This window comes from Paenibacillus sp. CCS19, from assembly GCF_033239625.1.
GTDB lineage: Bacteria > Bacillota > Bacilli > Paenibacillales > Paenibacillaceae > Paenibacillus_T.
In genome coordinates this window covers 17,041-42,417 of sequence record NZ_BTCK01000036.1, presented here as the reverse complement: position 1 = coordinate 42,417, position 25,377 = coordinate 17,041, and the positions used below count along the sequence as shown (strand labels likewise).

Below are 25,377 nucleotides of genomic sequence, written 5' to 3'. Positions count from 1 at the left end.
GGAGTATGATCTATGAACCCAATGAATTGCCGCTACTGCCATACGGAGTTGAATCATACCTTCGTCGATCTGGGCCTCTCCCCGCTTGCCAACTCCTATTTGAAAGCTAGAGATTTGCAGAAGATGGAGCCTTTTTATCCGCTGCACACGTACGTCTGCCCAAGCTGCTTCCTCGTCCAATTGGCACTGTTCGAGACACCGTCCCATTTTTTCGACGATTATGCTTATTTCAGTTCGTATTCGGAAAGCTGGCTCCAGCATGCGCAAGACTATGCCGACATGGCGGTTGTTAGATTCGGATTAACATCCGGCGATTCGCAAGTGATGGAGATTGCGAGCAATGACGGATATTTGCTGCAATATTTTCAGAAGCATAATATTCCGGTACTCGGCATTGAACCTGCTGCCAATGTGGCAGCCATTGCACAGGACAAGGGCATCCCGACGATCGTCGAGTTCTTCGGCGTGAAGCTGGCAGAGCAGCTGGCTATGGAAGGACGGAAGGCCGATCTCATCGCTGCGAACAACGTACTCGCTCACGTCCCGGATCTGCATGACTTCGTAAGAGGATTGAAGCTAGTGTTGAAAGAGCATGGCGTCATTACGATTGAGTTCCCCCACCTGATGGAGCTTATCGCGAAGAAGCAATTTGACACGATTTATCATGAACACTTCTCCTACTTCTCCCTTCTTACGGTTAAGCAAATTATGGCTTCCCACGGGCTCCGCCTCTTCCATGTCGAGCAGTGGCCTACGCACGGAGGATCGCTCCGCATCTATATGAACCATGCCGAAGACAGCTCCCGCCTGATCTCTGCGAGTGTCTCCTCCATTCTTGAACAAGAAGCAACTGCCGGATTAGACCGGCTCGAGACCTACCTGCGCTTCTCAGACGACATTAAGCAATTGAAGCTCGACATCATTCGATACTTTCTTGATACGAAACAGCAAGGGAAGACAATTGTCGGTTACGGTGCGCCTGCCAAAGGCAACACACTGCTTAATTATTGCGGGATCGGCAAGGACTTTGTGGCGTATACGGTGGATCGCAGCCCCTACAAGCAGAACCTCTATCTGCCCGGCACCCGAATACCGATCTTGAGCCCTGACGAGATCAAGCGGTCGAAGCCGGACTACGTCTTGATCCTGCCATGGAATCTGAAGGACGAAATTATGACGCAGATGAGTTACATCCGAGCGTGGGGCGGCCAATTCATCGTGATGATCCCTACAATCGAGGTGTTGTAGAGGATGAAGAAGGTGCTAGTCACCGGCGGGAACGGTTGGATCGGGCGCTTTGCTGTCGAGCGGTTAATCGAACGCGGATATGACGTGCATATTGTGAGCCGTAAGAGCGGCTCTCTGCCTCATACCCAGTGGCACACAGCAGACCTGCTTAATCCAGAAGATACTGATCGATTGGTAGCAGGCATTAAGCCGACGCATCTGTTGCATTTCGCATGGGAGACTGAACCGGGCCGATGCTGGACCTCACTCAATAATTATGCGTGGGTACAAGCAAGCTTAGCGCTGCTTCGCGCCTTTGCCCGACATGGCGGGCAGCGCGTCGTGATGGCCGGCAGCTGTGCCGAATACGATTGGAGCTATGGCCAGCTATCAGAATATGAGACCCCCTGTTCGTATGCGACGCCCTATGCAGCTACGAAGAATGCAATGCGACAGCTTCTGGCCTCTTTATCTGCGACAGCCGGAATCAGCCATGCGTGGGGGCGATTATTTTTCGTATACGGACCGGGCGATCATACGGCTAGGCTCGTATCTTCCGTTATTCACTCGTTGTTAATGGGGCACGATGTTGCCTGCACGGACGGGTATCATTACCGCGATTATATGCATGCCGCCGATGCCGGGGATGCGTTCGCAGCACTGCTGGACAGCGATGTTCGGGGGACCGTCAACATTGCTTCCGGGCAGTCCGTGCAGGTAAGAGATCTCGTGCTCCGAATTGCAGCGAAGCTGGGCGGGCAGGAGTTGGTTCGCTTCGGCGCTATCCCCTTCCCGGTGAATGAAGCATTGTTCATGGAAGCCGTGACAGAACGACTCATTACCGAGGTCGGGTGGCGTCCAGCGTTCGACTTGGACTCCGGGTTAGATGACACGATCGCGTGGTGTAGGGCTAATTCATCACTATGATCCTCTACAATTAGATTCCTGCTGAAAATCGTAGATAAAAAAAGAAAAGCTGGTACTTAAGAAATCTAAGTAACCAGCTTATTCCTCACTTCTTCGCCTTATAAAACTCATGATAAAGCTTCATCAGCGCCCGCTTCTCTATTCTCGAAACATAGCTCCGCGTGATCCCCGGCTCCTTCGCGATCTCCCGCTGCGTCCGCTCTTCCCCGCCATGCTCGAGCCCGAACCGTCCCACGACGACTTCCTTCTCACGATCATCCAATATATCGAGGTTTCGATAAATCTTGCTTTTCTCGATCTTCATATGATTACTGAACGCTTTGCCATCCGTATGATCATGAAGGTTTGAACGAACCTCCCATTTTAAGAAAAAGGATTCATTCATAGTTATTTATGGACTGTTGAAAGAATTTTTGTTCTCTCCATTGTGTGGGCGTCATATTAAAGTGCTTTTTAAACAGCTTCGAAAATTCCATCTGATTGTCATATCCCAAACTATAGGCCACTTCTTTAATGGTCATACTGCTGTTTTTGAGCGATTGCGAAGCCATGTCCATCTTAAAAGAAATGATAAACTGCTGTGTGCTTATGCCGCATATGCTTTTGAAGATACGTGCCAGATGGCTGCGGTCTATATTTAAAAAATGTGCAATTTCGGAAACGGATATTCTTTTGTGCACATTACTTCTTATATAGTTTTTTGCATAAGAGACATATGTTTCTGCTGTATTCTCATCTTTCTTCAATAATTTCCCCTTCGTAAGTGCCGCGATAAATGGCCAAAAGTGGCTCATGATTGTTTCAAAGTCGGACCAGCCTAAATCTATTATATTTTTCAGTGCGTTTCCGACGCCACTATCATCCGTTATAACATGGTTGTCGTATGAGAAGCCTGTCACAGACATAATCTTCTCCGAAAAGCTGCCGTCAAATTCAATCCAGCGATACAGCCACGGCTCATGGTCATCTGCCTTATAATATGCAGTTTGCCTCGGATAAATCAGAAAAAACTGTCCTGCGTGCACTTTATACGCTTTGTTATTAATATGCAATTCGCCTTGCCCGCTATAAATGTAATGGATGAGATAAAAGTTACGGACTGCAGGACCAAAGGAATATCCGTTATCACACTGCTGTTCACCATATTGCATGGGATAAATATCAGATGAGATTAAAGGGCTTTTTGCATAAAAGAGTTTCATTGAATCCATCTCCCGAAATTACTATATCACATTTCCCCATAATCACTCGATAAAAACACATTTATCAACACCTTTATTTGTCCTATCATAACAATAAAAAAGTAAGCGCTTAAGGAGGATTTCCTATGAACAAAGTATCTGCTAGAACCACCTCAAGGACTGCGCCCGACGTGATCACGGATTCTGACTATATGTTTCCGGCCTTCTCGAACGGCAAGGTGCTTTTAGATAAAAAGCAGGGACGCCTCCCTGCCATGGGTTGGAACAGTTGGAATGCTTTTGGCAGCAAGAACAATGAAGCACTCACAAAGGCAATGGCAGACGCAATGGTTGATTTGGGTCTTGCGGATCTGGGATACAAGTATGTAGTGCTCGACGACGGCTGCTATAAGTCCGAACGCGTAAACGGATTCCTTTCAAATGAAACGATTAAATTTCCAAGCGGCTTTAAGGCATTATCCGATTACATTCACAGCAAGGGACTAAAATTCGGTATGTACAACGATATCGGTACAAATCTATGTGCAGGCTCTGCGGTAGGCACCTGCGGCTATGAGGATATCGACACGAGGTCTTATTCAGACTGGGGAGTTGACTTTATAAAGGTTGATAACTGCTACTACCTTTGGGACAATGCAACGTTCTCAGACTCAAAAAACTCAAAATATTCCTATGCACCGAATATCAGAAGCATAACGGTTACCGGTGAAGCTCTGAAAATAACATTAAATGCTGTTAAGGACGGTGTGCTATTAGGCCAAGGTGCATCAAAAAACAGCGGCGACTATGTGACAAACATTGGCACTTTCGACGGAACAAACGTGGGTACGACACCTGTGGGTGACCGCTGGGGCGAACTTGCGTTTTCTGTGATCGCACCGGCAAGCGGACAATACGCCGTAACCATAAATTACGCAAGCGGTGAGGAAGACGGCACGGGACGTTGGCTTCAGCTTGCAGCAGGAAACGCAGAGAATGAAACTCGATATTATGATAATCTGCTTCCTCTTACCCAAAGTACAACAACCTTTGTAGACTCGGAGGAAATAACGGTATCCTTAAATGAGGGAGAAAATATACTACGTCTTATGAATCACAGAAGGCAGGAAAATACCCTTAATTCATATGCGGCTTTGCTAGAGGGTTTAAACAAGGCTGACCCTGACCATGATGTCGTATTCTCCATATGCGAATGGGGGAAAACACAGCCGCAAAACTGGGGATACAAGGTTGGAGACTCATGGCGTATTCTTAACGATATAACCTTCCATGTCGGCTCTGACGGCAGTCCGGGCTCCGCCGAATGGAGTTCAAACAATACCGCAAGCATAACCTCGCAATACAGTAAGGCGGTTATAATGGATGAGTTTTCCGGACTTTACAAGGGGTGGAACGATCCCGACATGCTGGTCATCGGTATGAACGGAATCACAACTACGATGAGTAAAACCCATATGACAATGTGGTGTATGATGAATTCTCCGATTATGCTTGGATTGGATTTAAGACGGGTCACAAAGGGTGACGAGCTATGGAGGATTATTGCGAACCAAAATATTATCGCATTGAATCAAGATGACCTCGGTATTCAAGCCAAAAGAATTTACTGCTCTATCGATAATGCCAATCCCGATAAGTCATATATTTCCAACAACAACCGCGTCGATATTCTGGTTAAGCCTCTTGCGAACGGAGATATTGCATTGTCCTTTATAAATCTCAGCGACTCAAGAGACACGAAGGAGCATTCCGTTGATGTAAGCCGCATTATCGATTATATCGGGCATAAAATGATTAATGCGGAGAAATTCAAAAATGCCGCAGGCTATTCCATAAGGGATTTATGGACAGGCGAGGTTTCAACGAACCTTTCAAGGACCTTCTCTGTTACAGGCATTAACGCCTATGACAATTTTACCGTAAGAGTTACTCCTGTTTAACTTGGGACCTTCGCTCAATAGATGGGAGAAATGAAATGGAAACAGCGATAGATTTTGATGCGGAAGGCAAATTTCATCCCGAGGATCATGTTACCACTGAACAATTTGTGACCATGGTAATTAGAAGCAGTAGAGGCAATATAGAGCCAACGCGCGGCAGTTGGTCATCAGGATATATGGATTACGCGTTGCATAAGGGAATAATTGAGGATTATGATCTTACAAACATAAGCAATCCCATTGAGCGCCGTTCCGCTGCAAGAATCGTTCATGAGGCGCTTTTAACAGAATTCGGAGAAAGCGATGAGTCCGAATGGTCGGCGGCAGAAAAACTTAGGGACTTATATTCCTGTCGTACCTGCGTCATGCATATTGCGCAGATGTATGTGAAAGGTATCATGCTCGGGCGTGAGCATAACATGTTCGACGCTGCAGGCAGCTTAACACGTGCGGAAGCTGCAGAAGTTGTTGCTAGAATGCTTGATAGGGAGCAGCGTATTCGTCAGCCTAAGGGCAGAGTATTTCAAAGTAAGAATCTGACCCCCGATGAAGCGTGGGAGTTGATGTTAAACGATAATACCGCAATGCTTGTTGATGTGCGGTCGAATGAGGATTATAACACAGATCATTTGCAGGAAAGCGTTTGTATGCCATTACCTGTTATATCAAATAATCCGTTCTCGGTATGTGTTAGAAAGGATACCCCATTAATCCTTTACTGCCAAAAGGGGTATAAAAGTTCTGTAGCGGCCCAAGTCCTTATAGATGCAGGCTACAGCAGAGTGTACACGATTCCAGGTATTGAGCAGTATCCGTACACAACCAGACGAGTAAGTAAACAAGAATAACGTTCAATTGTAATAGCCCCAACCTTACTTACGATAAGGTGGGGGCTTTTTCACTCCCTGAGTACCTATTTAGAAGACACATACGAGTCAGATTAACTTTGTCCGTCCTGTGCAAGGTTCTTTATTGCTTTCGCATATGAAAAAGAAGACTGTAAAGTACAGTCTTCCTAGGATTACGTTCTTTTTTCCATTCTTTATTTCTTCGCCTTATAAAACTCATGATACAGTTTCATCAGCGCCCGCTTCTCTATCCGTGAAACATAGCTCCGCGAGATCCCCAGCTCCTTCGCAATCTCCCGCTGCGTCCGCTCTTCCCCGCCGTGCTCCAGGCCGAACCGCCCCACGACGACTTCCTTCTCGCGATCATCCAATATATCGAGATTCCGATAGATCTTGCTCTTCTCGATCTTCAGCTGCACCTTCTCGACCACGTCGTCAGCTTCCGAGCCGAGGATATCGATCAACGTAATTTCGTTGCCCTCTTTGTCCGTTCCAATCGGGTCATGCAGGGAGACGTCTTTCTTCGTCTTCTTCAGTGACCGCAAATGCATAAGTATTTCGTTCTCGATACAGCGAGCGGCGAACGTTGCAAGCTTCGTGCCTTTGCCCTGCTGGAAGCTCTCGATCGCTTTGATGAGGCCGATCGTTCCGATGGAGATCAGATCCTCCAGGTCCTCTCCCGTGTTATCGAACTTTTTGACGATATGCGCAACCAACCGAAGGTTGTGTTCGATCAGCAAATTACGCGAGTGCTGGTTCCCCTCGGCCATCAGCTGAAGATGTTTTAATTCATCTTCCTCATGCAGCGGCTGCGGAAACGCATTATTTTTGACATAAGAGACGAGCAGCGACAGCTGTTTAATGAACAAGGCAACAGCAGCGAACAATCCCATGAACCGTACACCCCCATGTTGGTAGGCCGGCGTGAAGCGATCCGTGTCGAAATGACTCGCCTCTCCCAGCGCGCTTTGAAGTCGGTTCTACATTGTATGTAGGCGCACGCCCAGACGTGCATGTACATGGGGAAAAGGTTGTTGCTGCCTCAATCTGCTGCTTCAATCTAGAACAGAACTTTACACTTCCTGCCTCCGAAGCAGCAGCATTCCAGCCGTTATAAACACCGCACACAGCACCAAAGTACCGACAAGCGGCGCCACAATCTGCGTATCGGCGTTGTTCATAATGACCTGACTCGCCGTGTCCGCCAGATGGCTGGGCGATACGTCACTCAGGAAGCTGCCAAGATATTGCGGAACCATCGTCAACCCAAGAAATAGTACGAACGCCACGCCGCCCGCGCCGACCTGACTCTTCATGCTTGCCGAACAGCACAGCGTAATCGAAACAGCGAGCAGAATATACGGCACATACAGCAGCGTCCCCAGCAGCGTATCGAGCCAGTCAACCTTGCCGAACATGATCTCGGTGTAGTAGGTGGAAATAATCATGCCCGCGAATAGACTGCCAATCACAAGCAGCGATCCTGCTAATAATTTGGCTGCAAAATACCCCACATAGCTGATCGGCTTCGCAAAAACCATCGCCATTACACCCGACGCCCGTTCGCCCGCGATTTCGCCCATGATGATCAGAATAATGATAATACTGCCTAGCGAACCGAACTTAGGCAGCAGCGAGCCCATCACTTCAATGACGGTCGGCTCTGGAATTTGAATAATCGTGCCTTCCGGCAGACCGGATGTATTCTTAAGCAGCGAAGGCAGCATCTTCATCGTAATCGGCTGCGTAATCGTCAGAAGCGTAAACACGATAGGGATATATAGGATCTTCAGACTGCTCACCAGCTCTCGAAGCTCCTTCGACAACATAGGCATGAACCCGATCATGACTGAACCACCTTCATGAATATTTGCTCCAAATTCGCCTCCGCCACCCGATAGTTCGTGAAACGGATGCCGTGACCGACGAGCAGCTGCGGCAGCTTCACGTTCGCAGCACCGATATCGTCACATTCGATCGTGAAGCTATTCCCCTCTTGATGCACTTTCGTGAACACAGACTCCGCCTGCAAAATGCCAACTAGATCCACTGTCGTCGGTTCTATCGTTAGGTGGATCATGGACTCCTTATAGCTGCGCTTTAATTCATCCATTGGCTGAGACAGCAGTACCGTGCCTTTATCGATAATGACAATGTGATCGGCTACCCGCTCCACATCGTCTAGAATATGCGTAGACATGAAGATCGTCATATCAGCCTTTAGCTTCTCAATGAGCATCAACACATCATAACGGCCCATCGGATCAAGCGCCGATACCGGTTCATCGAGCACAAGCAGCTTGGGCCGATTAATGAGCGCTTGCGCAATGCCAAGACGCTGTTTCATCCCGCCGCTGAAGCCGCCGATCGATCGATGCCGCGCATCCCATATCCCGCACAGCTTCAGCAGTTCTTCGGATCGGTCCGCAATCTCTTTCTTCCCAAGCTTGAAGATTCGCCCGACCCAATGCATCCACTGCTCGGCGGTCATATCATTATAGAAGGCTGGAGCCTGCGGACAGTAACCGATTTCCTTCCGAATGCGGATCGCATCCTTCATCACATCGAAGCCCACTACTTTGACCGAACCAGCCGAAGGCTTGGCTAGCCCTGTAATGATCCGAATGGTCGTCGTCTTGCCCGCACCGTTGGCGCCAAGAAAGCCGACGCAGCCTTTGCCTTCAATCGTGAAGGAGACATCCTTCAACGATTGCACATCGCCAAACGTCTTCGCGAGTTTATTGCATACAAGAATAGACACGTTATCGCTCCTAGTCGCTGCATATTTAGCACGCGGCGCCTTAGTATTTTTTACGGCCAAAAATCAAATAAGCCAGCGGACCGAACATGGAGATGAACAAACTGACCAACACCCATACAATCTTAGGCCCTCGAATACGGCTGCTATCTCGGCGAATAATGTCTACCAGCACGATGACGAGCAGCAAAAACTGAAGAATAATAATCGGCAGCACAAGCTTCCAATCCATCGATAACCCCCCCTTCTATAAGTAAGGATCGCCATTCCTTGGTAGATCTATATCTACGGCTTGGAACTGTGTTATTAAATGTACTTGTTATATATATAATATAACAGTCAAACGCGTAAATGTAAATAGATGCAATCGATCGGGCATCTAACTTTCAACATCGACGTCCCTGGAGAAAAATGAGAACGCAAAAAAGTCGGACCTCGCAATCGAGGCCCGACCTTCTATCTCTGCTGAACAGGTCGATTGAACTTCACAATCAGCACAGGTTCATCGCTCAATCGATCAAAGCGGACACTATTCACCATCAGCTGAGACGCTTCCTCGTTAATCGAGCAGTTGAACACGGAGCTGGCAATATCATCTTCACAGCAATTGCATTGAGCGTTACTGTGTCTCCATGTACTCGGTTATTATATAGAGGTCGATTTATATGCATCGTTCAAGCACAGCTTCGCTATGTATAAGACCTGTCCCATGTGCTCGGAGTAATGAGCGGCGCACTGGTGCAGCATATCGAGATTCGTCCGCTCCTTCGCACGAACCGTCTGCTTCCGCATCAATTCCGTTTCAGTAAGCAGCTTGACCGTTTCAATAAGAAAACCAAACCGTTGATCAACGATGACGAGCAGTTCATCCTTCGTCAGTGGGCTTGGCACGAAATCTAGTGCGCGGTCACGTACAACTTCCCGAAGCAAAATCCCCTTCTCCACCCGCTCCTTCATATTGCCGTCCATGTGCCGAATCAGTGTAACAATGCTATGGCTAGCTTCATTGGGTCTCCAATTGAGCTGTTCGTCATTAAGCTGCTCAATGGCCCGCAGCAAACGGCGGCGAATTTCTTCGAATTTGCCGGCCAACCAGGTTTGATTGAACGATAGATCCATACTCATGTGCACAGCTCCTTCATTAGACCAAGTACATCTCGTTGACGAATTCGTATCCGTCTCTCGCGATCTCGCCATTAATGCGAAACAAGCAGGGACGACGGTATTCATCCGTCCACTGATGGTCTAGATATTTGTACATATACACCCGATGCTCATTGAAGGCGCGGCCATCGCATTCACTGGAATCATAGCGATACAGCTGAATGAGCTGAACAAGGATATTTTTATCATTGTACGGAATCAACGTTACATCCAGCATGCACACAGCCCCTACTTCCTTCGATTGGGCCGCCAGAGCTTGCCCTTATGCAGGATGAGATCCGAGATGAGTACGGCAACGACAAACATCGCGACATAGGTTAGAAAATGATGCGAATGAAACACATACGTCGGAACGATCCAGAAGCAAATCAATGCGATGATCAGATTTACTACAAACGACCATCGCCTGAGCCATTTATTCATCGCGGGCGCACCTCTTCTCTATATCTCGGAATCATTATGAGCGAGTACAACAGTCCCTTCAGCGGTTGCGTTCAATAAGCCAGCAATCCCGAAGCTCGCCTTCGTGCCACTCGTTCTTCTCCAGTAACTTGACACGCTTGAAGCCGCATTTGTCATAAACTCGCAGCGCTCTCACATTCCACGTCTGTGGATCCATCACGACTTTCACCGCATGCTTCTCGTTGAACAAAAAGTTCACCGTTGCCTCAATAAGCTTCGTCCCGATGCCGCGATTCCAGAACTTGGGCTCGCCAATGAATTGATCCATGCCATAGATATCGCCGGGTACATCGCTATAGTCATATACTTCTCTTCCCTCATCATCAAGCGGATAGAACTGAATATAACCGATCGCTTCGTCGTCGTATTCGATGATGCAGCGGGTTTCCTCATCGTCTTCTTTGCTATAGAAATTGCCCATCACAAGCGCGCGATCATGCGGCCGATCCCGGCCCTCATAGAATTCGAGCACCGCGGGGTCCGATAACCAACGCTCAAGCAGATGTACATCTTCAAGCTCCAATCTTCTTACTGTCAGTAGATCTTGCTGGAACATGATCATGTCGATTCACTCCGTAATTGGTTCGTAGAAAATAATTCGATTGCCGAACGGGTCCGTTATGCTGATCTCTCGGCTTCCCCAAGGCATGCTTTCTAGACCCGGACGCGCGTACTTATACTTTTTGTCCGAAATCTCTTTATGCAGTTCCTCGATCCCTTCCACCTGAATGCGAATAGCTCCACCTGGCAAGCAGTCACCATAATGCTCGCTAATGTGAAGGACGATGTTCCCTCTCGATACCTGCATATAAAGTGGAAAATCCGCCTCGAATCGGTGCTCCCAATCTACTTGAAACCCTAGAAAATCAATATAAAACTCCTTCGCCTTATTCTCATCCAACATGCGAAGAATGGGTACAATCGTGTTCAGCTGCATGAGCCGTCAACCTCCAAATTGTTAGAGTCTTCCATAATCTTATTATCTGCTACAGACGGATTGCTGTCACTATGCGTCATGATCTACTTGTGCTTCTTCACGAACCGATAGCCGGTTATCTCAAATCCCAAGCTCTGATAGAATGCATGAGCAGCCTTTCGTTCTTCTTTGATCCCACTCGTGAGGTACAACACATTAGAACCATTATGTATCGACCAGTCCTCAGCGAAGCGAATAAGCTGCTTGCCGATGCCCTGTCCCCGGTAGTTACTCTTAACAACAAGTGCAGAGATGTAGGTCACAACATCATCCACCTCGTAGTTGGTCGAGATCCGTATACCAATCATCCCAACCGCTTGCCCGTCCTGCTCTGCAACGAAGGTATGACAGAACGGATTCGATGCCATCACATTCATCCGCCGCTCCATATCCGCTATTGTGCTCGGATACCCCAAATCTCCCATCAGATCGGCGACCGCCGCCAGATCGGAAGGTTCATATAATCGAATAGCAGCCAACGAATATCCCCCTATCTTCCGCTTTATTAATAGTTTCGGTCCATTAACCTTTCATCTCGAAAATCAACCGAAATGGCATTCACCTGTTGGTTGCCTTGCAGCATGATCCAGTATTCTCCATTCTTGTAGACAAAGCCTTGATTCTCCAGCTTCTTATAGTTCTGCTTGAGCAATACAGTCTCCGCTTCTGTAATCGCATCCCCTTGCTTAATGCCATAGATGGAGCAATCGGCACCATAGTAATCAATTGAACTTACTCGGCCGTACATCATGCCGTCTGGGTCATCTATAAAGCTAACCCGAATGCCTTTGTCCTTGTAGTCCCTTCCATGCCCGCCGAAGCCCGGCATATACTCGCCATCCCCTAACAAATTGACTACTTCAGCCTCTCGTTGATAGAACTGCACGCCTGCTGCATCCAGGTTGCGATTGAGACGATAGTATGTTTCCTGATTGTCGATCTTCGAGGTGCATCCATGCAGCGCTGCAATGAACAAAGTCAACAAAGTTGCTGCGACGACAACCATTATTCTTACATATAAGCTATTCAACGACCGAACACCCCCGCGCCACTTCGCAACCTCTTAATGCCTAGTACTCTTCTATGATCGAGCAGCCGCTGGTACGGTCCTTGCATGTCCATTCCCACTGCTCGTGCAACCGGAGTTTGCCGTTAGGCATCCATTCCGGTGTAGACCTGCAAACCCCTGTCATCAACTCGCCTTCTTGATTCAGATGAAAAACGCTTCTGAATCAGCTGTTCGAAAGCTGTGAAGTTGCGAATGCAGCAAATAATGTCCAGATCGCTGGAGGAGGTATGAACACCGATCGGCACAGTGCCGACAAGAATAGGGTCATAATCTTGAAGAGTGTCGAGCAGTTTGTGTTTCGTAAGGAGGTGGTAGACTTCGTCTTGTTCGATGCTTCCTGCCTTAAGATAATCAATATTCATCCATTTCACAGCATCTTCCCATTCTTCCTCTTGATCGATAATCCGTAGCGGCAGATGGCCCACAAGAATAAGGCTACAAGCGCCATTGCCGACTGCCTCCTAAGTGTAAGACTAGTGCTTCTTCGATTAGCTAACCGAGCAAGCGGCTAGCATACGGTCAACAGCCTTGTCAGCCTCCTCGAATTCAATCTCCTCATCGAGCGCGATGAACTGCTGCTGCAATAATTTGCCATTATCATAGGTGCAGCGGTACTCGTAACAAGCCGGGTCGAACAGCATCCGTTCGAGACTTCCTTGGATGTTAGCAGCTAACCCCACATTCTTCGGATGCAGAATCCACTGCATCTCTTTCCAATCCAGAATGCCCTCGTCCATCTTAATCGGTGTCGCATACGCATAGTCCTCAGGCAGCTCCGCCACATACGCATACATGCCGCCGGTTATCTTCCCATCGACGATCCACGTGACAATGCCCTTGAATTGAACGGATTCGACTGCCACTCCCGTCTCCTCCGCTATTTCCCGAAGTATCCCTTCCCGCGGCGTTTCATTCGGCTCAATGCTTCCCCCGACACCGTTCCATGCGCCCATCCAGCTTGCTTTCTCGCGATTCAACAACAGAATCCTGCTTCCTTGTCTAATGAAACCAATGGTGTACTTAATCATAGCTGTCAGATGCTCCTTGTTCGTTCTCTTCAATAGTTGTATTTCGCTGCAAAATCTTCTTGGCTTCCATGAAACACATTCGTGTCCACAAAGCCTTGGATTCCTATTATTCTAGCTCGATGATTGTACTGCCAGAACGTCCACTCCCGATCGCCCTTCAGTGTCGGAAATTTAAAGATATCCATAATCCAAATCTCGTAATCCTCGAAGTGACCCGCAATGTACGTGTTGAATGTATCGTATGTCACATACAGAATGGGCCTCTTGTTATAAAAGGTTTCCAGCCTCGCGCACAGCACCGATAACTGCTCCCTAATAACATCCGCATCTTTATCCAAGGCGATCTCAATATCGATCACTGGCGGAAGACTCGAACGATCCTTAGGAACGACATCGATGTAATGGTTCGCCTGATCCAATCCGGTACTTTGCGTCGTAAAGAAATGATAGGCGCCCCGCTTCAAGTCGGCGCGCCCCGCTCCTTCCCAATTTGCAGCGAATTGATCATCCGTCATATCCATTCCTTCAGTCGCCTTCATATAGGCGAACTGCCATTTGGAATCGGCGCCGACGCGATTCCAATCGATCATGCCTTGGAAATGCGACACATCAATCCCTTTCACCTCATAGCGTGACGCGAACAGACTGTTATGCCAGATTACGCCTCGGTACTCCAACAATCCGAGTACAAGGAGAACCGGCAGTATGATGAGGGTCTTCGTATATCTAAACCGCTTCTTAATCATCGCTCCGCGTATCTCCTAGACAAAGGCTATTCTTGAACAGACTTCTTCGCCACATATGTAATGCAATCCGACGTTAATCGGACGGGCTGACCATCCCGATCGATCTCATAAACCAGTCGCTTGACTAACCGCTTCTGTATCTCCCATCCCTCATATTGCGTGTCCAGCAGCTCCAGCATGCGATCCGTTGGCAAATTAATCTCGAACATCGGATCCAGTTCGACGTTCGTTGCCATCACAACCTCTTGAATGTTCGAACCTATAACGAGGCAGTTCACTCCTGATGACTTCGTGCCTGCCGCAACCTCTTGCAGCTTGATCTGTAACGCCTGCTCGGAGCTCAGATGTTCGAGGGTGGACATTGCGACGATCAAGTCATACGATTCTGGCTCAATAACAAAATGCTCGATGTCCGACAGCCTTGCATCGATAAACGGAAGCACTTCATACTGCCTGCTGTAATCCAGCAGCTTGTCGATCGCTGATTGAAGCAGATCGACGCACACAACACGCCCCGATCTGCCTTGCAGCGACTGTGCAATTGGAATGCTGTTGCGTCCAATTCCGGACCCTAGGTCGAGCACGTTCACAAGGGAATAGTCAGCGAACTGTTCGAGTTGATCCAATACCGACTTCACCGGCTTATGCAGCCAGGAGCCAGGCTCGAACAGGTTGTAATTGTCGTAACAAGTATCGTGATATCGCTTCTCTTCCAGACGAATATGCTCCACGCGATTCATGCACAGCTCTCCTGACTCTATTGTTAACTACGACGATTACGAGCTGCTGCAACCAGTTTCCGGACAACAGCAACAATGATTGCATATAGGATAAACAGTGCAACAGCAAATTGCCAATAAGAGCTCCAACTCCAATGCATAACAACAAAATAGTTGTCATGGTACTGGAAATCATCCGGCACAGACTGGTCTATTCCTATCATCATAATGAAGAACAAAGCAGCAGGAATGAGTAAGGACAGGAGCATCCCAATAAGAACGATGTTACGCGATTTCAGGTGAATCTCCTCCTACTTCACGACGGGGCGCTGATTGTCTTTGCTTTTCAACCAGTGCCGAATCCCCTTGCCAGCATACGGTTCGTCTGCAAACCTTGGGATGACGTGAAGATGCGCATGGTTAATATGCTGACCGCCTACACTGCCGCTGTTCCAACCGACGTTGTAGCCATCCGGCTGGTATTCGGCATCCAACATAATCTTAACTTCTTGAAGCAATGCGAATGTGTCCTGCCACTCTTCATCCGTCAGGTCGAACACCGTCTCGCGATGCTGCTTCGGAATAATGATGCCGGAGCCTTCGATATCCGGCTGCTTCAACTGCAAATACATACAAGTTTCATTGTCCATCATAATATGCTGGTGCTCCAGCGTAATATAGCAATATTCACAACACATGAACGACCTCTCCCTTATCATTAGCGTATCCCTTTTGTCGGGTATAACCGGCTATCTTTTATGGTTCTTCATGCTTGTCGGTAATCTTCCAATGTCCATGATCCAGCTTAACCTTGAGTCGAATGGGCACATTAGACGAGCCGTAACTGGATAGTCCAGTATCCGGGTTAACGCCCTTGAATGTGTAGTTGACCCACACGGTTCCTCCTACTAAATAATGAAGGCCGCTGCCTACGCTTAGACGGAACACGACGGTATCTTCAGCCTTGCTTGACGGGTAGATTCCTCGCCGGAAAAACTTCCTCAATGCCGTTTGGGTCACATAACCTTCATCGATCATGACCTGATCCTGTTCAGGATGCAGATAGAGTGTTCGAATCGTGCTCTTCACGCTTGCTACCATCCTTATATCGATCAGGATATACAGGAGTAGCAGCACGACCGCAGCTCCAATTAGGTAGAATGCGAGTTTTCCTCATCTGTCCACTCATGCAACACCTCCCTATTAGAACAGCACGTCTTTAATCAAGAACAAGAAATTGCAATTCACAAGCACAATCACGAACAATGACAATATTCCAACGCTAATGACCAGCCGTTTATCCAGGCGTATGGTCTGCAGGAAGAAGAATAGAAGAGCCGCCCCAGCGCTTAGAAGCAAGTACATAAACAACTCCGAATCATTCGACATTTCCGATAAATATGGAAACAGCAGCCCTCCTGCTAAATAAAAACCACCTTGAATGCTTCTCTTCCGCATAAACCTGGAGAAATGCGCAATCGTATCAATCAGCATGGAGCAAATGACCCCATAAGTAGACGTAATGACCAGCATGAACAAGCTGATGTACATCACCATAACGATTCCTTCTGGACCTGCTGCAATGCTCAATATAATTAAGGACATGAACGAGCAGATGAAGCTGGCACCAAATGCAGAGAATGCTTGGTGAAGCACATAATAGACGACCTTATGTTCAAGAAAGGCGGGGTATACCAAGCTCTTCTCTTCTTCAATTTGCTTCTGCTCCTGCTCGTATCCGCAGCTCCAGCAGTAATCCGTAAAGTCAACGTGAATGCAGTCTTCGCATAAGAGCTTGCTGCAAGCCGTGCATGGCTTGACTGATTCTCGCTCCTCATGGTAGGCACAATTCAGACTCGTCATTTTACCTCGCTTTCACAGCTGGACCTTGGATCATCAGCCAACGGTGATTTCTTGGTTCGCGATTCGGATAAGCGTCTCTACTAGAAACTCATGCTCTCGTTCCAATACTCGAGCGCTTAGGCTGTCGACCGTATCGTCCTCCTCAACCTTAACCGTACATTGACTGATGATGGCGCCGGTATCATACTTTCCGTCCACTAGATGAACGGTAACCCCTGTCTCGCGATCGCCGCTGCGCAGCACGGCTTCATGTACGTATCTTCCGTACATCCCATGTCCACCATACTTGGGCAATAGGGACGGATGAATATTAATGATTCGGCCTGCATAGGCGTCCAGCGTTGCTGGACCAAGCCTCTTCATATAACCGACTAGCAGCAAATAGTCGATCTCATGCTTCTTCAATGTCTGTAAGATTTGCCGGTCGAGCGTCTCCGGTTCTTGGTGAGTAACAGAGGAGTAATGATAAGCAGGCATTCCGTATTGGCGCGCCCGCTCCATCGCGGTGGAAGTGGAGTTGTTCGAGATTAATACCGCTGGAAGTGCGTTAAGGCGTCCATCCGAAGCTGCATCCAGAATGGCCTGCATGTTCGAACCGCCGTGTGATGACATAAAACCAAGCCTTAATTGGTTCATGACATGATTCTCCTAACTAAGATTAAGTAGTCGGAATAGAGGAAAATTTACAGTTGCTTTGAATCACCAACCCATTCGTTCAATGAGCGATTGGATTTGCGCCATATGATGCCGATTATGCCATTCGAACCGCTGAACGGCGATATCGATCGTAATGATGCCGAGCAGTCCGGTTTGCAAGGTGCGCTGGAATTGATCTTCACTGAGACTCTTCAGCACGATAACCAATCGATTGTGCAGCGCTTCCAGTAAAGCGATGGACAGCTCAATTGATGCATCGCTATAGTCGTTTAGCTCAGCGAAGAGGTCTTCACGGTAGGAAGACGCCTTCGGCTGTTCTTCCGTCAGTGCACGCTTCAACCGGAGATAGGCATTCATATCGTTGTCCGCCATATGATGAATGATCTGTTGAATACACCATCCACCTTGGCGATACGGCACTTGCAGCTGTTCGAACGTAAGATTACGTACCAGCAGCCGTAGTGCAGCGCTTATACCACTAATCTGCCGGATAAGCTGCTGCCGACTGTCCGATGATGCAGAGGTGTTTGGTTCGAATGAACCAATTGGATAGCGCAATTGGTCGCTTAATATCATCATAACCCTCTCTTTCTATATAAACTGCTGCTGCTGACTGTCACTGTGCATCGGAGTACTGCTTGTTGCGTTGAACCAACTTACCTTTCTCTATTTCTTCTCGCAGCTCCGACACTTGTCTCGTCAGCGAAGTCAGATCATCCTCCGCATCCTCTGCGATTTTCTTCAACACGATACCAAGTACGAGGAAGAAGATTGTCATGGTGAAGAATATCCCGGTCCAAATCGCACGTATTAAGTGATTCAGTATGTCTGGACGGATAAGCGAGTACGCAATAATCGTTATTAATAGAAACAAACAGCTGAGCGTGAAGAACACCTTATACATCCGATTCGTGCGTTCAAAGAAAGGCACTCCTGATTCCCCCTCGCTGTTCGTATCAAACTGTTCTTTCAGCCGTCTCCTTCCTCTTCCTTCGACAAGCTCACAGCTGGAATCGTTTCTTAATCATCACAGCAACCTGTTCCGGGGATAGCTCGGTGTTGTTGATTCTCATATAGTTGTCGCCCTCGAACTCTCCTTCGATCGAGTTCAATCGATGGTTCTCCATTGTACGTAGAAGATCGCCTTCCGAGAACGCAATGTCACGCTTGGTCGGCTTATGCGCCAATCGATGCGGGCTTTGGTTTCGTGCAAGCCGTTCTTCCACATCCGCTTCCAGTTCGACGAAGATCGTTTCCGCGCCATGAGATTCGAACAACTGACGAATCTCTTGGATATAATTCCAATCCGACTCGAGATCGAATGCCCAGACGAACGTGAATATGATGCCCGCCAGGTCGCTTTGTGCGACCTCTTCGAATATCATTTGGCGGAACTGGCGAACGAGCCGCTTGCCAGGAGGGGTGCCATAGCTGAAGAAGGGAGACACGAGCTCGATCGTCATATGATTGTGAAACAGCTTGAGCGGCGTTATACGTTCCAGCTCTTGCCCGACGGTCATTTTGCCAACTGCCTGCGGTCCGAATAGGATGATAAGTTTCATCTCGAGTCCCCCTGCCTAATTCCCTATGTAAACATCTCATTGCATTGCTTCATGATGTATTGCATATACGCGATCGCATCAGCTTTACGCTTCGCTCTCGACCGATAGAGTGATGCCCCTTCGCCACGTCGTATGCGAATGCACTCTTGTACAATAAGATGCCATTGTTCCGGAACATACGCTAATGCGTATTTGCCTGCACCCGCCTTGCTCGTCACCTGGTGTTCACGGAAGGTATACCATAATCGGGTAATGCCAAGGACACCCCACTCGATCTCTGTTCCCCGCAGCCACACGATGTAGGAGTATGGCCGGTATCGATTGGTCGCTCGGTGAATCCAATTCGCCCAATAGGTATTCAGGTTGATGTGCATGTTACGAATGAACGGATTCATGTCGATTTCAAGAGCAAGTTCCTCAATTGCAGGACCGATGAGCCGGATTCCATGATGCTTCAATTCGTACCAAGTGACGAGGTTTAGTTCAAAATACCCCGCCCGCTTCAGCTTGCCGTCCGAATAGTACGGGAATGGTTCGATGTGTTCATGCAGCTTACCCATGTCTGCCCAAGTCACATAGATGCCTCCCATGCGGGAGCTCGGGAATCTCTTCTCTACATTCTTATGAATGTCCATCACGAGCAAATATTGTTCGTCCGTTAGTCGCATCTCCGTGACAGCAACGAAATCGATATCGCTGCAATGCGGATAGTAATCATCTAATGCGATTGAGCCATACAGATAGAAGCCTTGAATCAAGCCGGCCTGCCGCTTGTTTATCTGTTCCAAGTAATAGGTGAGTACCTCTTGTACACGAGGAGGCAGCTTATCGACCATCGATCTCATCCTTCAATCATTCTTTCGTACTGATTCGGGTTTCCATCTTGTGAGTCCTGAGGCATTATGAGCAGCCTGCCAGATTAGAAACTGGTCAAAGCTCCGAACGTTATCATCGATTACAGCTTCATAGACCTGAATCGATGGCACCTTCAAGCCCAACGTTTGCCCGATCTGCTGCTTGATCTCCAGAATCGAGCGTCGCGTCTCATCCGTCAATGCCGTCTTTAGCGGCTCGACCAAATCCCTCGCGCATGGACCGGGATGATCATGTGCCATTAGCCACATATCGAGCTTCCACTCGATGCCGTCATCGTGACGATATTTCATTTGATAATAGATGCCTTGATCTTCCGTATCGAGCAGGTCGACGTACTTCGCGGCAATCACATTCGGATGTTTCACACATTGCGCCAGCACTTCGAATCCAGCGGAAGCATTCGGCATTTCACAATAGATCTCCATATCGATGTCCGGACTGATCATCAATCGATAAGCTGCCGCGCCTACGAGAATCGGCTCGCCGACTTCCTTCCAACGTTCCAGCAGCTTAAGCTCGCGCAAGATTTGATAGGCCGTATTGTTCGTTCTCTCTGCAAGTTCGTATATCGTCATGCTGCAGCCCCTTTATTCCTCTCTTACCATTTTCCCGGAAATGACAAACGGTTGAATGGAACAAAAAAGTCTGCAACGTCAATTGCAGACCTTCATGTTCAGTTCACTTCCACAATGCCTTGAACTTCATAGGGGTAATCGATTTGCTTCTTGATTGCAGCCGCTGCGTCCTTATGAATGAACAGCTCTGCGAGATAGATTGCTAGGTCAATGGACGTCGATACACCGCCCGCTGTAATGAGATTGCCATCCTTAACGATCCGAGTTTGAATCACTTCGTCGCAATAGGGCTCTAGCAGCTCGTATGAGAAGGGATGTGTCGTCGCCTTCTTACCCGTTAGGAATCCAGCTGCGCCAAACAGCAGCGACCCTGTGCACACGGAGACGAGGTACTTCACGTTCGCCGCCTGCTTCAGCCATGAGATGAACTCCTCATTATAGCGAAGCGCCCTCGTACCCATGCCGCCTGGAACGAACACGAGGTCATATTCAGACAAGTCCGGTTTAATCTTGCCCACCTTGATCGTCAGACCAAGCTCATCTGTGATCTCTTCCGTCAAACCGCAAATATCCCAAGTGGTTCCCTTCGTCTCCTCGAACATGTTAAACCGATAGACGACGTCATAGAGTCCGATAAAGTCGAGAAACGTTAAGCCATCAAATAGTACATATGCAATCTTCATCGACAGTCCCCCAGTCTTGCATTTCCGTCCGCTGAAAATGAAAAAACATCAAGCCTGCACTTGATGTTTTTGTGTTTTACTAATAATAATCAGCAACCGCATATTTGTAAAGACATTCCACCTGCTGTTCGTTACGATTTAATCGAATCTTTAGCTTCGTTCAATATTTCTCGCCGGATGTCATGGGCCAGCCTATACAATTGAGCGATATCGTGCCGTTGACAGCTCTCGAGGCGTGCCACCGCCTCATCAATGTCGACTACTTCCACCGCTATGACTTGCTCACCATCCTCGGGGTTTAGCGGGTTGCCAACGATCTGAACTTCGCCGTAACCAACCAATCTCACAAAGTGAGGGTGGGGGATATAAGGTCTGTACGGCTTGTCGGCGCTTGACTTGCAATTGAAGTATCCGAAGCGATGAAACGTGATAAGTTCCGCCCCCAGTTCCTCCATCATCTCTCGCCGAAGCCCATCCAGGTAAAACTCTCCCTGTTCTAACGTACCGCCAGGCAGCTCCCAACCACCATTTGCTATCTCAAAAATAACATACTGGTCGCCAACGCAAGGAATGATGCTTACGTTGCTAACTAAAGCTTCATCCGCATTCGTTCCTAGCTCGAAGGTTGACGTTACAGGACCCCATTGTATGGCACTAGCAAGAGTCGGGTAATGGCTTAGTTCGATAGTCTTCATGATGTAAGTCACCTTTCCGTATCATAGTCGGCCGTCACGGCCATATCATCGGATAATGATCGAACAGCTTCTCGATGTAGTCGTAGTCGATCTGATTACCTGGGGCTTTGTAGAAAAATCCTTGGTAACGAATCGTATCCGGTGTATTTATTATGAACCGTTTGATTACTTTCCCTTTGTTGTCGTACACGGTTGTTCGGAAGCTGTAGCCCATGTAGCCGAGCGACATTTTACCCTTATGAAAGGTTATTCCATTGAGATTATCAACAATATGCTGAATATGATCGGGCTCTGTTATTTCGATCTGCTTGCCTGTGCTGCCATTGAAGACGATTATCTTCGACACCGAAGTTGGAGCAATATGGATAAGCTTATGCGGAATGTAGGTTAGTAGATAAAGTGCTGCCAGTAGAAGTGGGATGCCAAGTAGGAGGAGGATTCGTTTACGATGTTTTATCATGATGATGCTTTACTGATCTCGAAGGTGAACTTCCATTCGGCTGTATTCCCGGAATAGCGTCCTCTATTCTCTTTCACGATAACTTTAAGGCTCTTGGTCGTTTTCTTCGAAATGGTAGAAGCCTTAACGGTAAGATTGGCTGAGCCGATGTCCGGAATCTTATCCAACTCGGATGCGGTGACCTTAATCTTGAGGGAGTCTGTTGTTTTGAGTTTAAGCGTCACGGACATTCCCTCACTAAGTGCTTTATTATTCACGAATCCTTCTGTCTCCCATTCATTGCCGACAGAGTTGTTCTCAATGAGTTCAGCGCTTACGAACTTAACCGTAATCGAGGACGTTTTCGTTGCGGCAAAAGTAGGTGTAGCTGCTGTTGTAACCAATAGAGTGAGGGCGACAATACTTTTCATAAGCTTCACTAACATCTCGTATAACAGGCTCCTTCCAATAGCAATATTACGGCAATGGCTGCCTATTCTACATGCTCAAGACTTCTTTCTATACATGGCTGATCTTCCCTGCTCGATTGATCAAATCTCTTCCGATGAAATTGGAGCTAGCCGGCGTAATGCCAAGCTACCTTGACTATAGGGACAGCTGGCCATTATGTATGGCAACCCCTTTGTTTCATCATCAGCTTTTCTCTCGAGCTATTGAAGCTGACCGGATTAATGTTCGTGAACATTACGAGGCATTTTTCTTGAGGATTTTTACAACTAAATAGATGACATAGGCTGCTAATGCCAGACCCCCTATGCTCAGCACCTGTATGATCGCTGTTGACAATTGAAACATATTAACTTCCTCCTTCATATCGTTTATGAGATTTGATACAGTGTAGCTGGACGAATCACAAGCGACGAGCAGCACAGGCAAACACAGTTCATTAAATATTTCTACGGTCCCCTAAACGGGGGATCAAGCTCCGTGTTATTTAATTTCACCCTCGTGAACAACGCCGAACATTCCCGTCATCCCGTCATGCCGATTAAAGCCGTACTTGTTGTAAAATGTCTCTTTGCCTTGCGCGGCAAATAAGCCAATGAACGCTTTCTCCGGTGCGTGCTCTTTCAAGTAGTCCGTAATTGCATCCATGATCTTACGTCCGATACCTTGGCCCTGATGATCCGACTTAACCGCAATATCTTGGATGTAGAAATAGATCATGCCGTCGCCGACGACTCGTCCCATACCGATCGTTTCGTCGCCGAATCGGACGACAACGCCGAATAGCGACCGCTCAATCGATTGCTCGACTACATCCCAATTCATATAATCCGTCCATCCCACTGAATTACAAATCGCTTTGTATTCTTCGAATGTCGGAAGTCTTAGTTCAGTTACATATTGTTGTTGGCTCATAGGTGTAGTCTCCTTAGTGATTAGCATGTATTGTTGATTGTTTCAGATTGGCTATTTCATTCTCTATTATCCGAACGATTTCATCAACAGGCAATGTCCCGTCAATGACAACATCCGATATCGGCTTAATCGTATACAGCATGCTTTCATAACCCAATCTGCCTCTTTGTAGATAAACTTGCATGTCATTCTTAATCTCTTCCGCATTCGCAAGTTCGTAATCTCGCAATATTCTTCGTGCCAATGCTACATCCAGCGGGGTATCGAGGAATATCGTGAAGTCGATCGCTTGCAAATGATCATGCGACCTTCCGAACGGATAGTCCAGCAGAATATATTCCACTTCACTTGAGCTGACGAGTTTCTCCATATCGGCAACAATCGGACCGACATTCCATTCATTACTGTTAGCTCCCCGTTCTACCCATTCGATGATATCTTCAGGCGCTTCCAGATCATATTCGTCAAAATATAGTGCTTTCGCATTCGCGAGACGTTGACTTAGACGCGAAGCAACAGTCGTTTTCCCTCCGCCCGCGACGGCAGCGATAGCTATAATGATAGGCCTTCGTATATGCATGATGTTCCACCTCGCCTACAACACAAGTTCCGCATGTACTTCACCACTATCCAATACTTTTCCAGTCTGCACAAAACCGAATGAATCATAAATCTTCTTAGCCGCTGCGTTCTCCGGGTTGTAGGTAAGCTCCGCTACCTTGGCTGCGCCCCGCGGGAATGTTCTGAAGTAGGCGATTGCTTGCGCAACAACCTCCTTGCCATAGCCTTGACCTTGATACCGTTGATCGATCATCATTTTGAAAATCCCATACGAGCTATAATCAAAATTACCAGATCCGTCGTCGTAATACATCATTATAAACCCAACTAGTGTTTCGTCCTTATAGATCGCGAACGTAATAATGTCCTGTCCTTCATCCTGGGCAATATAGGCTTCGGCGAGAGCATGCTGATTCGATGATATATAGCTCTTCTGTTCCTCTGTAACTTGCAGTTCGATGCATGGTATGAAGTTCTCCCATGTTATTTTTCTAAACTCCATGTTAATCACCTCCGCCCTGCGAGCTGCCAGCGCTAATTGAAACGCCAATTCCTCTATTCCATACTAGAGCCAGAGATTACGAAATGCTTGCTCTCTTCCTCGCTGCCCATATACTCAATGAATCTCCACAGCTCGGCTTCAGGCTTTTCTTGCGGAATGTACGCTCGTAGCATCCAGCTGCCGTTGAATTTCAGTTGAAATCCCCCGCGTTCGTCCGCATCAACTGCAGTAATACGCAGCGGCAGCGGTATCCCATCCATCAAATAGTCAAATCTCGATTGCCCATTCATATCAAATAAATCGTCGTCTTCCATCCATACATTGCCCTCGTAGGTGAATACCCATGGACACTGCAGATGGATCGCATAGGGGTAAGACGTTCTTCTACTGAGCAGCCCTTTGGTTGTTGTCGGTTCACCGATCGAGAGCCAGACCATTTCGCCGGCTCGACCGATTTTATGTATAGCTGATCCGACGATATGCGTCATGATAAATAAAATTTTATCTCTCATGTC

38 protein-coding genes and 1 pseudogene are annotated in these 25,377 nt (G+C 47.7%); 4 read left to right on the top strand and 35 right to left on the bottom strand.

All coding sequences use genetic code 11. The features are described 5' to 3' along the window. The first annotated feature begins 12 nt into the window (after positions 1–12). Together SBI19_RS21590 and SBI19_RS21585 are read left to right on the top strand one after the other, a co-directional pair. Entirely contained in the window at positions 13–1,248 is a 1,236-nt protein-coding gene (locus tag SBI19_RS21590) for a class I SAM-dependent methyltransferase (RefSeq protein ID WP_317971590.1), read from the top strand. 3 nt (positions 1,249–1,251) lie between these two features. Beyond that, positions 1,252–2,154: an NAD-dependent epimerase/dehydratase family protein gene (locus tag SBI19_RS21585; RefSeq protein ID WP_317971589.1), complete on the top strand. Its 903-nt coding sequence runs from the start codon at positions 1,252–1,254 to the stop codon at positions 2,152–2,154. 85 nt (positions 2,155–2,239) lie between these two features. On the opposite strand, the pseudogene SBI19_RS21580 reads toward SBI19_RS21585, so the two are convergent. Beyond that, positions 2,240–2,458: pseudogene (locus tag SBI19_RS21580) on the bottom strand (sigma factor-like helix-turn-helix DNA-binding protein); the annotation flags it as partial. 73 nt (positions 2,459–2,531) lie between these two features. After that, positions 2,532–3,356, bottom strand: a complete 825-nt coding sequence (locus SBI19_RS21575) for an AraC family transcriptional regulator (RefSeq protein ID WP_317971588.1) — start codon at positions 3,354–3,356, stop codon at positions 2,532–2,534. A 125-nt stretch (positions 3,357–3,481) separates the two neighbouring features. Between SBI19_RS21575 and SBI19_RS21570 the strand changes: the two genes are divergently transcribed. Both SBI19_RS21570 and SBI19_RS21565 read left to right on the top strand, forming a co-directional pair. Then, complete coding sequence (locus tag SBI19_RS21570; protein ID WP_317971587.1) at positions 3,482–5,296, top strand: glycoside hydrolase family 27 protein; 1,815 nt, start codon at positions 3,482–3,484, stop codon at positions 5,294–5,296. Positions 5,297–5,331: 35 nt separating this feature from the next. Beyond that, the gene (locus SBI19_RS21565; protein WP_317971586.1) at positions 5,332–6,144 is read left to right on the top strand and encodes a rhodanese-like domain-containing protein; all 813 of its coding nucleotides are present in this window, start codon (positions 5,332–5,334) and stop codon (positions 6,142–6,144) included. 194 nt (positions 6,145–6,338) lie between these two features. On the opposite strand, the gene sigK is transcribed toward SBI19_RS21565, so the two are convergent. The 33 genes from sigK to SBI19_RS21405 form a co-directional block, all read right to left on the bottom strand. After that, positions 6,339–7,037, bottom strand: a complete 699-nt coding sequence (sigK, locus tag SBI19_RS21560; RefSeq protein WP_191206655.1) for an RNA polymerase sporulation sigma factor SigK — start codon at positions 7,035–7,037, stop codon at positions 6,339–6,341. A gap of 180 nt (positions 7,038–7,217) precedes the next feature. Then, positions 7,218–7,991 (bottom strand): ABC transporter permease subunit, encoded by a 774-nt coding sequence (locus SBI19_RS21555; RefSeq protein ID WP_317971585.1) that lies wholly within the window; start codon positions 7,989–7,991, stop codon positions 7,218–7,220. Beyond that, the gene (locus SBI19_RS21550; RefSeq protein WP_317971584.1) at positions 7,988–8,905 is read right to left on the bottom strand and encodes an ABC transporter ATP-binding protein; all 918 of its coding nucleotides are present in this window, start codon (positions 8,903–8,905) and stop codon (positions 7,988–7,990) included. The genes SBI19_RS21555 and SBI19_RS21550 overlap by 4 nt, the downstream gene beginning before the upstream one ends. Before the next feature lie 40 nt (positions 8,906–8,945). Continuing rightward, positions 8,946–9,134 carry a PLD nuclease N-terminal domain-containing protein gene (locus tag SBI19_RS21545; RefSeq protein ID WP_317971583.1) on the bottom strand — a complete coding sequence of 63 codons (189 nt, stop codon included), beginning with the start codon at positions 9,132–9,134 and terminating at the stop codon, positions 8,946–8,948. Positions 9,135–9,547: 413 nt separating this feature from the next. Next, entirely contained in the window at positions 9,548–10,027 is a 480-nt protein-coding gene (locus SBI19_RS21540; RefSeq protein ID WP_317971582.1) for a DUF1572 family protein, read from the bottom strand. 16 nt (positions 10,028–10,043) lie between these two features. Then, on the bottom strand, positions 10,044–10,283 hold the full coding sequence (locus SBI19_RS21535) for a hypothetical protein (protein ID WP_317971581.1): 240 nt from the start codon (positions 10,281–10,283) through the stop codon (positions 10,044–10,046). Positions 10,284–10,294: 11 nt separating this feature from the next. Further along, the gene (locus SBI19_RS21530) at positions 10,295–10,489 is read right to left on the bottom strand and encodes a hypothetical protein (RefSeq protein ID WP_317971580.1); all 195 of its coding nucleotides are present in this window, start codon (positions 10,487–10,489) and stop codon (positions 10,295–10,297) included. Between the two features lie 58 nt (positions 10,490–10,547). Beyond that, positions 10,548–11,090 carry a GNAT family N-acetyltransferase gene (locus SBI19_RS21525; protein ID WP_317971579.1) on the bottom strand — a complete coding sequence of 181 codons (543 nt, stop codon included), beginning with the start codon at positions 11,088–11,090 and terminating at the stop codon, positions 10,548–10,550. Between the two features lie 6 nt (positions 11,091–11,096). Beyond that, entirely contained in the window at positions 11,097–11,465 is a 369-nt protein-coding gene (locus SBI19_RS21520) for a glyoxalase superfamily protein (RefSeq protein ID WP_317971578.1), read from the bottom strand. Positions 11,466–11,548: 83 nt separating this feature from the next. Continuing rightward, positions 11,549–11,983, bottom strand: coding sequence for a GNAT family N-acetyltransferase (locus SBI19_RS21515; protein WP_317971577.1), 435 nt, complete (start codon positions 11,981–11,983; stop codon positions 11,549–11,551). A gap of 26 nt (positions 11,984–12,009) precedes the next feature. Then, entirely contained in the window at positions 12,010–12,534 is a 525-nt protein-coding gene (locus SBI19_RS21510) for a hypothetical protein (protein WP_317971576.1), read from the bottom strand. 40 nt (positions 12,535–12,574) lie between these two features. Beyond that, positions 12,575–12,664, bottom strand: a complete 90-nt coding sequence (locus SBI19_RS29675) for an avidin-fold protein (RefSeq protein ID WP_483312320.1) — start codon at positions 12,662–12,664, stop codon at positions 12,575–12,577. Then, positions 12,657–12,935, bottom strand: coding sequence for a DUF4269 domain-containing protein (locus SBI19_RS21505; protein WP_317971609.1), 279 nt, complete (start codon positions 12,933–12,935; stop codon positions 12,657–12,659). Before SBI19_RS21505 ends, SBI19_RS29675 begins: the two co-directional genes overlap by 8 nt. Positions 12,936–13,061: 126 nt before the next feature. Beyond that, a complete protein-coding gene (locus SBI19_RS21500; protein ID WP_317971575.1) occupies positions 13,062–13,601 on the bottom strand; it encodes an NUDIX hydrolase in 540 nt (179 codons plus the stop codon). 29 nt (positions 13,602–13,630) lie between these two features. After that, positions 13,631–14,347 carry a GH25 family lysozyme gene (locus tag SBI19_RS21495; protein ID WP_317971574.1) on the bottom strand — a complete coding sequence of 239 codons (717 nt, stop codon included), beginning with the start codon at positions 14,345–14,347 and terminating at the stop codon, positions 13,631–13,633. Between the two features lie 26 nt (positions 14,348–14,373). Continuing rightward, complete coding sequence (locus tag SBI19_RS21490; RefSeq protein WP_317971573.1) at positions 14,374–15,087, bottom strand: class I SAM-dependent methyltransferase; 714 nt, start codon at positions 15,085–15,087, stop codon at positions 14,374–14,376. 290 nt (positions 15,088–15,377) lie between these two features. Next, positions 15,378–15,764: an HIT family protein gene (locus SBI19_RS21485; protein WP_317971572.1), complete on the bottom strand. Its 387-nt coding sequence runs from the start codon at positions 15,762–15,764 to the stop codon at positions 15,378–15,380. 58 nt (positions 15,765–15,822) lie between these two features. Continuing rightward, a complete protein-coding gene (locus tag SBI19_RS21480; protein ID WP_317971571.1) occupies positions 15,823–16,203 on the bottom strand; it encodes a hypothetical protein in 381 nt (126 codons plus the stop codon). A 66-nt stretch (positions 16,204–16,269) separates the two neighbouring features. Beyond that, entirely contained in the window at positions 16,270–16,929 is a 660-nt protein-coding gene (locus SBI19_RS21475) for a hypothetical protein (RefSeq protein ID WP_317971570.1), read from the bottom strand. 33 nt (positions 16,930–16,962) lie between these two features. Beyond that, positions 16,963–17,565 carry a phosphoribosylglycinamide formyltransferase gene (purN, locus tag SBI19_RS21470; RefSeq protein WP_317971569.1) on the bottom strand — a complete coding sequence of 201 codons (603 nt, stop codon included), beginning with the start codon at positions 17,563–17,565 and terminating at the stop codon, positions 16,963–16,965. Between the two features lie 63 nt (positions 17,566–17,628). Further along, positions 17,629–18,165, bottom strand: coding sequence for a YfiT family bacillithiol transferase (locus tag SBI19_RS21465; protein ID WP_317971568.1), 537 nt, complete (start codon positions 18,163–18,165; stop codon positions 17,629–17,631). A gap of 37 nt (positions 18,166–18,202) precedes the next feature. Then, entirely contained in the window at positions 18,203–18,517 is a 315-nt protein-coding gene (locus SBI19_RS21460; protein ID WP_317971567.1) for a hypothetical protein, read from the bottom strand. 70 nt (positions 18,518–18,587) lie between these two features. Continuing rightward, positions 18,588–19,148 (bottom strand): AAA family ATPase, encoded by a 561-nt coding sequence (locus SBI19_RS21455; protein ID WP_317971566.1) that lies wholly within the window; start codon positions 19,146–19,148, stop codon positions 18,588–18,590. Positions 19,149–19,171: 23 nt separating this feature from the next. Continuing rightward, a complete protein-coding gene (locus SBI19_RS21450; RefSeq protein ID WP_317971565.1) occupies positions 19,172–19,984 on the bottom strand; it encodes an aminoglycoside adenylyltransferase domain-containing protein in 813 nt (270 codons plus the stop codon). Positions 19,985–19,996: 12 nt separating this feature from the next. Next, a complete protein-coding gene (locus SBI19_RS21445; RefSeq protein ID WP_317971564.1) occupies positions 19,997–20,599 on the bottom strand; it encodes a hypothetical protein in 603 nt (200 codons plus the stop codon). Between the two features lie 98 nt (positions 20,600–20,697). Continuing rightward, positions 20,698–21,282 (bottom strand): DJ-1/PfpI family protein, encoded by a 585-nt coding sequence (locus tag SBI19_RS21440; protein WP_317971563.1) that lies wholly within the window; start codon positions 21,280–21,282, stop codon positions 20,698–20,700. Between the two features lie 131 nt (positions 21,283–21,413). Further along, the gene (locus SBI19_RS21435) at positions 21,414–21,977 is read right to left on the bottom strand and encodes an NUDIX hydrolase (protein ID WP_317971562.1); all 564 of its coding nucleotides are present in this window, start codon (positions 21,975–21,977) and stop codon (positions 21,414–21,416) included. A gap of 34 nt (positions 21,978–22,011) precedes the next feature. After that, complete coding sequence (locus SBI19_RS21430; RefSeq protein WP_317971561.1) at positions 22,012–22,437, bottom strand: hypothetical protein; 426 nt, start codon at positions 22,435–22,437, stop codon at positions 22,012–22,014. Next, positions 22,434–22,862 (bottom strand): hypothetical protein, encoded by a 429-nt coding sequence (locus SBI19_RS21425; protein WP_317971560.1) that lies wholly within the window; start codon positions 22,860–22,862, stop codon positions 22,434–22,436. The genes SBI19_RS21430 and SBI19_RS21425 overlap by 4 nt, the downstream gene beginning before the upstream one ends. Before the next feature lie 505 nt (positions 22,863–23,367). After that, a complete protein-coding gene (locus SBI19_RS21420; protein WP_317971559.1) occupies positions 23,368–23,799 on the bottom strand; it encodes a GNAT family N-acetyltransferase in 432 nt (143 codons plus the stop codon). A 13-nt stretch (positions 23,800–23,812) separates the two neighbouring features. Next, positions 23,813–24,379 (bottom strand): nucleoside/nucleotide kinase family protein, encoded by a 567-nt coding sequence (locus SBI19_RS21415; protein WP_317971558.1) that lies wholly within the window; start codon positions 24,377–24,379, stop codon positions 23,813–23,815. A 15-nt stretch (positions 24,380–24,394) separates the two neighbouring features. Next, a complete protein-coding gene (locus SBI19_RS21410; protein ID WP_317971557.1) occupies positions 24,395–24,862 on the bottom strand; it encodes a GNAT family N-acetyltransferase in 468 nt (155 codons plus the stop codon). A gap of 53 nt (positions 24,863–24,915) precedes the next feature. Beyond that, positions 24,916–25,374: a hypothetical protein gene (locus SBI19_RS21405; protein ID WP_317971556.1), complete on the bottom strand. Its 459-nt coding sequence runs from the start codon at positions 25,372–25,374 to the stop codon at positions 24,916–24,918. Between the last annotated feature and the right edge of the window lie 3 nt (positions 25,375–25,377).